General features: G+C 44.3%; 11 protein-coding genes and 1 other annotated feature. All 11 genes read right to left on the bottom strand.

Annotated elements, in window-relative coordinates; all coding sequences use genetic code 11:
• Nucleotide 1: 1 nt before the first annotated feature.
• A complete protein-coding gene (locus HDC33_RS04675; RefSeq protein WP_179391338.1) occupies nt 2–880 on the bottom strand; it encodes an aspartate carbamoyltransferase catalytic subunit in 879 nt (292 codons plus the stop codon).
• Between the two features lie 145 nt (nt 881–1,025).
• The gene (locus HDC33_RS04670; protein WP_179391337.1) at nt 1,026–2,312 is read right to left on the bottom strand and encodes a uracil-xanthine permease family protein; all 1,287 of its coding nucleotides are present in this window, start codon (nt 2,310–2,312) and stop codon (nt 1,026–1,028) included.
• Between the two features lie 74 nt (nt 2,313–2,386).
• Entirely contained in the window at nt 2,387–2,929 is a 543-nt protein-coding gene (pyrR, locus tag HDC33_RS04665) for a bifunctional pyr operon transcriptional regulator/uracil phosphoribosyltransferase PyrR (protein WP_179391336.1), read from the bottom strand.
• A gap of 191 nt (nt 2,930–3,120) precedes the next feature.
• Nucleotides 3,121–4,047, bottom strand: coding sequence for an RluA family pseudouridine synthase (locus HDC33_RS04660; protein ID WP_179391335.1), 927 nt, complete (start codon nt 4,045–4,047; stop codon nt 3,121–3,123).
• A gap of 2 nt (nt 4,048–4,049) precedes the next feature.
• Nucleotides 4,050–4,523: a signal peptidase II gene (gene lspA, locus HDC33_RS04655; RefSeq protein ID WP_179391334.1), complete on the bottom strand. Its 474-nt coding sequence runs from the start codon at nt 4,521–4,523 to the stop codon at nt 4,050–4,052.
• Between the two features lie 136 nt (nt 4,524–4,659).
• Nucleotides 4,660–7,422: an isoleucine--tRNA ligase gene (gene ileS, locus HDC33_RS04650; RefSeq protein WP_179391333.1), complete on the bottom strand. Its 2,763-nt coding sequence runs from the start codon at nt 7,420–7,422 to the stop codon at nt 4,660–4,662.
• A 97-nt stretch (nt 7,423–7,519) separates the two neighbouring features.
• Nucleotides 7,520–7,737, bottom strand: a binding site (T-box leader).
• Between the two features lie 52 nt (nt 7,738–7,789).
• Nucleotides 7,790–8,299, bottom strand: a complete 510-nt coding sequence (locus HDC33_RS04645) for a DivIVA domain-containing protein (RefSeq protein WP_179391332.1) — start codon at nt 8,297–8,299, stop codon at nt 7,790–7,792.
• 174 nt (nt 8,300–8,473) lie between these two features.
• On the bottom strand, nt 8,474–9,250 hold the full coding sequence (locus HDC33_RS04640; protein WP_179391331.1) for a YlmH family RNA-binding protein: 777 nt from the start codon (nt 9,248–9,250) through the stop codon (nt 8,474–8,476).
• Nucleotides 9,251–9,299: 49 nt separating this feature from the next.
• Nucleotides 9,300–9,587 (bottom strand): YggT family protein, encoded by a 288-nt coding sequence (locus HDC33_RS04635; RefSeq protein WP_179391330.1) that lies wholly within the window; start codon nt 9,585–9,587, stop codon nt 9,300–9,302.
• 26 nt (nt 9,588–9,613) lie between these two features.
• Nucleotides 9,614–10,060 carry a cell division protein SepF gene (locus HDC33_RS04630; RefSeq protein WP_179391329.1) on the bottom strand — a complete coding sequence of 149 codons (447 nt, stop codon included), beginning with the start codon at nt 10,058–10,060 and terminating at the stop codon, nt 9,614–9,616.
• Nucleotides 10,057–10,749 (bottom strand): YggS family pyridoxal phosphate-dependent enzyme, encoded by a 693-nt coding sequence (locus HDC33_RS04625; protein ID WP_179391328.1) that lies wholly within the window; start codon nt 10,747–10,749, stop codon nt 10,057–10,059. The genes HDC33_RS04630 and HDC33_RS04625 overlap by 4 nt, the downstream gene beginning before the upstream one ends.
• Between the last annotated feature and the right edge of the window lie 15 nt (nt 10,750–10,764).

Below are 10,764 nucleotides of genomic sequence, written 5' to 3'. Positions count from 1 at the left end.
GTCAATTCCTCCCTTTCAATACCGATTCCAATACAGCCATCCGTATGTATACACCGTTTTCCATTTGTTTGAAAATCCGTGATTTGGAGCTTTCGATTAACAAATCCGTAATTTCAATCCCCCGATTGAATGGACCTGGATGCATAATGATTGCCTTGTCCTTCAATTTCCGTGCACGCGCTTCTGTCAACCCGTACCGTTCATGATAACTTTCTCCCGAAAAGACCGTTTCTACCCCGTGCCTTTCATGTTGCACCCTCAACAGCATGACTACATCACAGTTTTCTATCACATCATCCCATGAATCTACACTGTCAAATTCGCCTGCCCATTCGGCCGGACATAAGAATGTCACTTTTGCTCCCAATGTCGTCAGGGCATCTGCATTGGAGCGTGCCACACGGCTATGTGTGATATCTCCTGCAATTAGTATATTCAGTCCTTCAAATGAACCGAATTCTTCTCTGATTGTGAACAGATCCAGAAGTGACTGTGTTGGATGCTGTCCTGATCCATCGCCTCCATTGATGATGGAAACTGACGTTCGTCCAATCAGGTGTTCATAATAGCCGTCTTCGGGATGGCGGATGACGAGTGCATCGACACCGATCGCCTCAAGCGTTTTCACCGTATCATAAAGTGTCTCACCTTTCAGTGTGCTGGAAAAGCTGGATTCGAAAGGTAATACATCAAGTCCGATTTTCCTTTCCGCCATTTCAAAGCTCATTTTCGTACGTGTACTTGGTTCAAAAAACAAGTTGCTTACAATATATTTCCCGGGCAATTCCCGGGCACCGAATTTTTTGAACGTATCAGCGCGGTCAAGGATTGTCATGATTTCTTCTTCAGATAGATGTTTCATCGATACTAGATGCTTCATTCGGCTTGTCTCCCTTCATTAATAAAAGCCCATCCGGCAGGCGGAAAGGCTCGTTGGATATGACATTCCGCACTCTCCACTTATTGTGTAGAATGGGTGTCAAACGAACCTTTCCCTGACTCTCGGAACAGTGTTAAAAGGTCTTCTATTCAGTTTCATCAACTAGAGTTTCATTTGTTCTTCCTGGAAGTATCAAGTTCAGGACGACCCCGACAATGGCAGCCAAAGCCATTCCTTCAATTTGGAATGTTTCACTGAATTTGATGGATGCCCCGCCGATACCGAGAACAAGAATGACTGAAGCGATAACAAGATTACGCTGTTTACCAAAATCAATTTTATGATCCACCAGCATCCGTAACCCGGATGAAGCGATTATTCCGAACAATAGAATCGATACCCCTCCAAGTACTGCCGTAGGAATCGTAGCGATCAATGCCATCGCTTTTCCTAAGAATGAGAAGGCAATGGCGAAGACTGCAGCTCCCAGGATGACATAGACACTATATACACGAGTGAGCGCAAGGACACCGATATTTTCACCGTACGTCGTTTTAGGCGGTCCTCCGACTAGTCCACTTATTAAAGTCCCCAGTCCGTCACCGAGTAAAGATCGGTTCAAACCAGGATTTTTTATGTAGTTTCTCCCAACAATTCTTCCAAGAACAAGCTGATGTCCAATATGTTCTGAAATCGTGACGATGGCGATCGGCACCATTAGGCCAAGTAGCGTAGGTGTAATGACGAAATCGTAATCCACACCGGGAATCAGCATTGCCGGAAATTCAAACCATTTTGCTTCCAAAACTTTAGTGAAATCCAATATCCCGATGAACGCCGAGTAAATGTAGCCGACGATGATTCCGATAAGTATCGGCATCAAGCTGACGATTCCTTTGAAAAACATGATGCAGATAATTGCGGCTGCCAGGGTGACGAGCGCTGCTGAAAAATGAAGAAGGTTATACACTTTTTCATCTCCGACTTGAATCGTACTTGCCATACTGACCGCTGTCGGTGACAATGCAAGTCCTATGACGATGATAACCGGCGCCACCACAATCGGCGGCAAGATTTTCATGATCAAAGTGTAGCCCGTTTTCCAGATGAGCAATGAAATGAGTCCGTAGACGAGTGCTACAAACATACTGCCGATCATTGCGCTGCCAATTCCGCCCGTTTCAGTCGCTACTTGTATCGGTATGATGAAGGCGAATGAGGATCCTAAGTATGCCGGTACCTGGAACCTTGTTACAAGGATGAAGACGATTGTTGCAATCCCGCTTGTCAGAAGGGCGATAGCCGGACTTAATCCGACGAGTTGAGGAACTAATATTGTTGCGCCGAACATAGCGAACATATGTTGCAAGCTTAGGATTAACCACCTGGCTGTTGCCGGTTTTTCATGTACATCTAAAACTTTTTCATTCATAATCGACTTCCTCCGTACCGGTTACTTTATTTACTATCTAATCTCACAATCTATTTTCGTGGCTCTCACCATTTTTATTTTGAATGGATCGATACGCCGTCTTTGCCATCCGTCTCCTGCACACTAACGACGACCCGTTCATCGTTTGACGTGGGGATGTTTTTTCCGACGAAATCAGGTCGGATCGGCAACTCCCGATGCCCCCGGTCTACAAGCACCGCCAATTGAATTGATGCGGGTCTTCCAAGGTCCATGACCGCATCCATCGCCGCCCGGACTGTTCTGCCTGTATATAAGACATCGTCTACGAGGATCACTTTTTTGTCCGTCACGTCATGTTTGATGTCTACTTGCTGGACAAGCGGCTCGTTATTATCGTGTTTCAGCATAAGGTCATCACGATACAATGTAATATCAAGTTCGCCTTTTTTTATCGGCTTCCCTTCAATCAGCTCGATTTTTTCAGCAAGCCTTTTCGCCAGATATGCACCCCTGGTTTTGATGCCGACGAGAATGCACTCGTCAATCCCTTTGTTGCGTTCGATAATTTCATGAGCAATTCGTGTAACTGCCCTGCCGATTGCTTGTTCATCAAGAATATTTGCTTTTTCCGTCATTTTTTATCCTCCATTTCCATTTTTCCATAAAAAAATCCCCCCGGCCTTTATTGGCGGGAGGGTATACGTGCAGAAAAAATGTACATAGATACTGCGCGCAGCAGTTCCATCGTACTTCCGAGCAACCTTCCCAGCCTCTCTGGACTGATTTTAAAGGTATCGCTATTCAATTGCTTCGTTCAGTATACAATTCATGCTTCTGTTTTGTCAACATCTTTTCTGACTTTATCAACCAAGGCTTGAAAGTCTTCGGGCAGAGGGCTGTTGAATTCCATATACTCACCTGTTTCAGGGTGAATGAAACCGACCGTTCCGGCATGCAATACTTGTCCGCCAAAATCGAGCGTTTTTTTCGGACCGTATTTCGGATCCCCGACAAGCGGAAATCCGATATATTTCATATGAACGCGAATTTGGTGAGTCCTGCCAGTTTCCAATTTACATTCGACAAGTGTGTAATTGCCAAACCGCTCAAGTACTTTAAAATGTGTCACCGCGTGCCTGCCTTTATCAACAATTGCCATATTTTGACGTTCCCGCTGATCACGGCCGATCGGTGCGTCAATTGTCCCATTATCATGCGGGATATGACCATGGACAAGCGCTGTATAAACTCGCGTTACCGACCTGTTGACGAGTTGGTCGACTAATGAAACATGTGCTTTATCATTTTTCGCGACCATCAAAAGCCCGGATGTATCTTTATCGATACGGTGGACAATGCCCGGACGTAGTACGCCGTTGATGCCAGAAAGATCCGTGCAATGGTGCATAAGACCGTTGACGACCGTCCCCCCCGGATGCCCCGGTGCAGGATGGACGACCATGCCACGTGCTTTATTGACAACAAGCACATCTTTATCTTCATAGACTATATCTAGATCAAGGTCTTCTGCAACGACGTCCAGTTCTTCCAGTTCCGGCTCATCCACCGTCACCGTATCCCCTAGCCTGACTTTATAATTTGGTTTCACTTCGGTACCGCCTACAAGAACTAGTCCATCTTTCACCCATGTTTGGATTTGTGTGCGTGACCATTCCGGGTTGACAGCGGACAACGCTTTGTCGATACGGCTTCCTTCGTGTTCTTCTGTAATTTCAATTTCAATTTTATCCATAATTACACCTTTTTCTTGTTCTTTTTTTCATCCAAAATAATATGAATGATGATCATTATCACGCCGACTGTCAATGCTGCATCCGCCACATTAAAGATTGGGAAATCATAATTGATGATCGGAATCCTGACATCAACGAAATCGACGACTTCCTTGCGCCACACACGATCGATGAAGTTACCGATTGCCCCGCCCAGCAGGAACATTAAACTGAATCCAAAGAGCGGTTGCCCTTTCGCCTCTTTATGGAAGTAATAGATGATACCTCCAATAACGACAATCGTGACAATATAAAACAACCACATCTGCCCTTCTAACATGCCCCATGCCGCTCCCCTGTTGCGGTGGGAAAGAAGCCCCAAATTAGGATCTGCAATACTGATTCTTTCTCCGAGTTCCATATTTTTGACGACGAGCCATTTCGTTACTTGGTCCAACATAATGACGACGGCCGCCAATCCATAATAAATGAACAATCCAAATACCCCCGTCCGACAGATTATGTACTATTTTAACACATAGACTGTTATATGACCGCATTTCAACGTTAAAAAAAGCCGCAGGGGCTAGCCTTATAAAAAGACTGCCGCAGCGGCTTTCAGTTTTAACAGTTTATGAATAATGCTTTTTCACAACTTCTGCACAGCGGGTACATAGTGCAGGATGTGTTTCATCCGTTCCGATTGTTTCTGAAATCGTCCAGCAACGTTCACATTTTTCGCCATCGGCCTTTTCAACAAGAACACTGACCGTATCCAGTTTCAAAGTTCCTTCCGGCATATCTGCAATAGATGCTTCTGCAAATTGCGATACGATGAAGAATTGTGCAAAATCGATATCGTCCGCTGTGAAAACATCTATCATGCTCTCAGGGACTGCAACCGTTACTTTCGCTTCAAGCGATTTCCCGATTACTTTATCGTTTCTAGCTTCTTCAAGCGCCTTCAAAACGTCATCACGAACAAGCATCAATGTTGAGAAACGGTCACGCAGTGCTTGTGCATCTGCTCCCAGATCTTGTGCATCCGGCATATCCGTCAGCTGAATGCTTTCTTCGTTTTTATGCTCGATAAATGCCCACATTTCATCTGTCGTATGCGGCACGATCGGTGTCAACAATTTCAACAGTGTAATCAATGTTTCATACATCACTGTCTGCATTGCACGGCGGTGCGGATGATCCGCTCCTTCAATATAGACAACATCCTTCGCAATATCGAGGTAGAACGAGCTCAATTCGCCCGTACAGAAGTTGTTCACCGCATGATAGACATTTGCAAATTCGTAGTTATCATAAGCTTCACGTACTTCTTTGATCAAATCCTGTAATTTTACATAAACGAATTTGTCTACTGTCCGCAGATTTTCAAATGCCACCGCGTCGACAGTCGGATTGAAGTCCGATGTATTTCCATGTAGAAAACGAAGTGTGTTACGGATTTTTCTATACACTTCAGAGACTTGCTTGAAGTTGGAATCAGAAACACGTACATCCGCCGTGTAATCAACGGAAGATACCCAGAGGCGAAGAATATCTGCCCCGAGCTGATTCATCACTTTGGATGGAACGATGACGTTACCGATCGATTTACTCATTTTACGTCCTTCACCATCAAGCGTAAAGCCGTGGCTTAATAGACCTTTATAAGGTGCATGGCCATTAATGGCAACACTTGTCGTAATCGAAGAGTTGAACCAGCCGCGGTATTGGTCGGAGCCTTCCAGATAGAGGTCGGCAGGATAGACAAGGTCATCCCGTTCAACTAGCACGCCTTGATGCGTTGAACCTGAATCGAACCAAACGTCCATGATGTCCGTCTCTTTCGTGAAATGCCCATTCGGACTTCCTTCATGGGTGAAACCTTCCGGAAGCAAATTTTTTGCTTCCCGTTCAAACCAGATGTTGGAACCGTGTTCACGGAACAGTTCTGAGACGTTGGAAATGGTTTCGTCTGTAATAATCGGTTCGCCATTTTCTGCGTAAAATACCGGAATTGGAACTCCCCATACACGCTGACGGGAAATACACCAGTCTCCGCGATCGCGAACCATATTATATAGTCTAGTTTCACCCCATGATGGTGTGAATTTCGTGTTTTTAATTGCTTCTAGCAATTCCGTGCGGAACGACTCGATTGAAGCGAACCACTGTGCAGTCGCGCGATAAATAACCGGCTTTTTCGTACGCCAATCGTGCGGATAAGAGTGAGTGATGAATGATAACTTCTTAAGAGCCCCCACTTTATCCAGTGCTTCTGTCACTGCTTTATTCGCATCTTCGTAAAATAGCCCTTCAAAGCCCGGCGCTTCATGCGTCATAACTCCTCGGTCATCTATAGGAGAAAGCGCGTCGATGCCGTATGATTTGGACACATAGAAGTCATCTTCCCCGTGGCCTGGTGCTGTATGAACGCATCCAGTACCCGCTTCGGCAGTAACGTGATCGCCGAGCATGACGAGCGAATCGCGGTCATATATAGGATGCTTCGCAACTACACGATCGAGTTCGGAGCCCTTCAGTTCGCGTTCGACAGAATAGTCTTCCCAGCCAATTTCCTCTGCAACAAAAGTAAGAAGATCTTTGGCGATAAGGAATTTCTCTTCCCCAACCTTAACTACGACATACAGGAATTCCGGATGAACTGAAATACCGAGGTTTGCGGGGATTGTCCATGGAGTTGTCGTCCAAATTAAGAACTTCACATCCTCGTCAACAACGCCAAGCCCATCTTTCACCGGGAAACCAACATAAATGGATGGTGACTTTTTATCTTGGTATTCGATTTCCGCTTCAGCTAGTGCAGATTCACTGGAAGGAGACCAATAAACCGGTTTCAATCCTTTATAAATATATCCTTTTTTAGCCATTTCACCGAATACTTGAATTTGACGCGCCTCAAATGACGGTTTCAGTGTAATATATGGATTTTCCCAATCGCCCCTTACACCAATCCGTTTGAATTGGCTACGCTGGCTGTCAATTTGGCCAAGCGCATATTCCTCGCACATTTTGCGGAATTCCGCGACTGTGAGTTCTTTCCTTTTTACACCTTTGTTAACAAGTGCCTGTTCAATCGGCAGTCCATGTGTATCCCAGCCAGGGACGTATGGGGCATGGAAACCAGTCATTGATTTATGACGGACGATAATATCTTTCAATACTTTGTTCAGTGCATGACCCATATGAAGATCGCCGTTTGCATATGGAGGACCGTCGTGTAAGACGAAAAATGGACGGCCTGCAGTCCGTTCCTGCACTTTTTTATAAATGTCCATCTGTTCCCACTTTTCTTGCATTTGCGGTTCTTTATTCGGCAAGTTGCCCCGCATGGGGAATTCTGTTTTTGGCATAAGCAATGTATCTTTATACTCCATTTTATATTCCTCCTTTAAAATAAGAAAAGCATGGGCTTCCTGTAGACCTCCGAACGTATGGATGCGGAAGTCCGGAAATAAAAAAATCCCCGCCCCTAAAAGGGACGAAGAATTAATCTCGCGTTACCACCCTACTTGCAACAAACGGATTTGTTGCCACTCAGACACCATAACGGGGTGTTTCCGGGATTACGTACTTCATTCCGCAATCCGGCTCGGGAGTGATTTTCATTTCCAATCCGTTGACCGGGCTTCCACCGCCCCCGGCTCGCTATCCACAAATTTGGAAAGTACTTTCTCTTTCAACGCCTATTGTAAATATATAAATATTAGTATATGTTCGATTCAAGACAAAAGTCAAGTTTCCTTACGAATCCTGCTCGGCCGCCACTTCTAATCGTTCCGCATTGATTTCATATTGAAGCAGAACGTCCCAGTCATCCGACTGGATAAGATCAAGCTGTGCTTCGATGAGCATTTTGAAACGGGCACGGAAAACTTTTGATTGTTTTTTTAAATCCTCAACTTCCACGGAAATCCTACGTGCTCGCGAAAGCGCTTCATTAACGATCCGATCCGCGTTCTTTTCCGCTTCTTTTATAATCAGTTTCGATTCTTTCATGGAATTTCTACGAACGTCTTCCGCGGCTTCTTGAGCGACAAGAATAGATTTTTGAAGTGTTTGCTCGATTGCGTTAAAATGGGAAACTTGTTCTGTTGATTGTTTCAAACTGGATTTCAAAGTTTTATTTTCTTCAAGAACATTTTCATAGTCTTTCATGATTTGCTCCAAGAATTCATTCACTTCATCTTCGTCATATCCACGGAACTTACTGGCAAATTCTTTATTATGTATATCAAGTGGTGATAACGCCATTTGATGCATCTCCCCTTTAACTTATTCCCTCTCTATTATACATGTTGAGACTTCAGATAACAGTTTTTTCTCCAACGGTTACCTGTTTAAGTGAAACTTCATTTTTTCGGGAAGTTCCAACCTATTGATTGTCATGGAACCAATCAGACTCACTGTCCGCAAGTATGGAATTAATCATTCCAACTTCCCGACAACTAGCCTAATTTTGTCTTTTCGTGTTCTTCCTTCGATCGCAATTACTTTAAAACGGCCTGAACCCCTGACGGATAACATATCCGATTCTTGAAGTTCGAATGCAGGCTGATCTCTAACAGCCCAATTCACTTTCACTTTTCCGCCATGTATAAGTGTAGCCGCTTTCGGGCGCGCGATATTGACCAGCGCAGCCGTGACTACATCAAGTCTTAATGAACTGACAATATGCATGTCCTCCGTCCACGTATCCGTCGAGCCTATCCATTTTTCTGGATGAACATTTTCCTCAACCGTCACTTTGGCTTTTCCGATTGATGTGAAATTAGCTACCATATAGTCCTTTAACTCATCTGCGACAGCAAATTGAACTTCATCATCCCCTACCCGGATATCACCGAATTTCGAGCGATTGATTCCCAAGGACATCATCGAACCAAGGATGTCCTTGTGGTCCAAGTTGAGAAACTTTGATGCATATTTGACATCGAATACGGTTATCCGAAAATCAAGCAGTTCCGGCTCGTAATAATCCGGAAAGATTAGAACTCTTCGCCGTTCCGCACCAGGAAGGGCTCCGTGCGAGGCAACCTTCAGACTGGAACCGCCGGCCAACGATTCAACAATGCGCTGTTGCCTCGGATCCAAAAAGCCTGTCAATTTAGGTGAATAAGTATCTTCCACTTCACGTATCCAGCCAATCGCCATTTCTATGAAAGGTTGTTCATCTTTTCGAAAATGCTGCAGTATTGTTTCCATCTTTTCTACTCCTTATAGAAAAATCCTCACATAAGTGAGGACCGCATTATCATTGAACGAACATTAGTATTTTCACAAATATTGCATAAACGCCTTTAGATATCAAGCTTAAAGCAAATAATCCAACGATTGGTGAAATATCAATCATTCCAAGCGGCGGAATGAACTTTCGGAAGAAACCTAAATAAGGCTCTGCAATTTTCTCAAGCATTTTACCGAATTTCGTTTCGCGTGAAGCAGGTACCCACGACATTAGAATATATATAATTAGTAGTATCGAGTAAATCTGAATTATCCAAGCAATACCTTTATATAGTAACATTATAATTTCTGCCATTCTGTTTCGTACACCTCATTCAATTTCTATCTCTCAAAATAATCGGAGATTGCACCTGCAACTTCCACATTTTCTGGTACGCAAAGGAAAATATCCGTCCCTATCCGCTGAATGTCACCGCCAATTGCATATACAGTACCGCTTAGGAAATCGACAATCCGTATTCCCTGGTCCCGTTCGATTCGTTGCAAATTGACGACAACAGCCCTTTTGTTTTTCAAGTGTTCGGAAATGTCTTGTGCTTCCGCATAAACACGCGGTTCGATAAGAATGACTTTAGATGACTTCTGTAAACTTTGCAAGCTGACTACTGTTGCTGATTGTTGAGGTTCGCCAGTCGCTGGTTTTCGTGAAGGTGCTCTACGCGGCTGTTCCTGAACAGGCCGCTGTTCTTCCCGACGAGGCGGTTCTTTTTCCTCGACTTCCTCATCATCTAGATAAAACCACTTCTCAAATTTGTTTTTTATGCTCATCCGTCTCCCTCGCTTTCTGCTCCGACAAGTGCAGTCCCGATTCTTACGTGGGTAGCACCTTCTTCAATAGCGATTATGAAATCATTCGACATTCCCATGGATAACTGATTACATGGTGCGTATGGCAATTTTTTTGCTGCAATTGTATCCCGCAGATCCCTTAATGAACGGAAAACGGTGCGGATTACATCCTTATCATCCGTGAATGGAGCCATCGTCATCAGTCCAATGACCCGGACTTTATCGTAAGCCACCACTTCTTCAATGAAGCCCTCTAGTTCAGATGGCGTTACGCCCGATTTACTTGCTTCACCGGAAACATTGACTTGAACGAAACAGTCGACCGTTTGCTTTGCCCGTTTCTGGATTTCTTTCACTAAACTCATTCGATCTACAGAATGTAAAAAGTCAATCTGATTAATGATGTCTTTCACTTTTCTACTTTGTACATTGCCGATGAAATGCCATATTGCACCGCTTTGGATTATTTCCTGCTTACCAAGAAGCACTTCGGGGCGGTTTTCACCAAGCTGTTCAATACCAGCTTCCAGCACTGCGGATGTTCTTGCCGCAGAAATCTCCTTGGTGACGGCAACGACCGTTATTTCAGATCTATTTCGACCTATTTGTTCACAAGTCATTTGTATATCTTGTTCAATTTTTTGTATTCGTTGTTGAAGATCAGCCATTATCATCACTACTTT

This window comes from Sporosarcina sp. JAI121 (genome assembly GCF_013408665.1).
Lineage (GTDB): Bacteria > Bacillota > Bacilli > Bacillales_A > Planococcaceae > Sporosarcina.
This window is presented reverse-complemented; position numbering and strand designations above follow the sequence as displayed.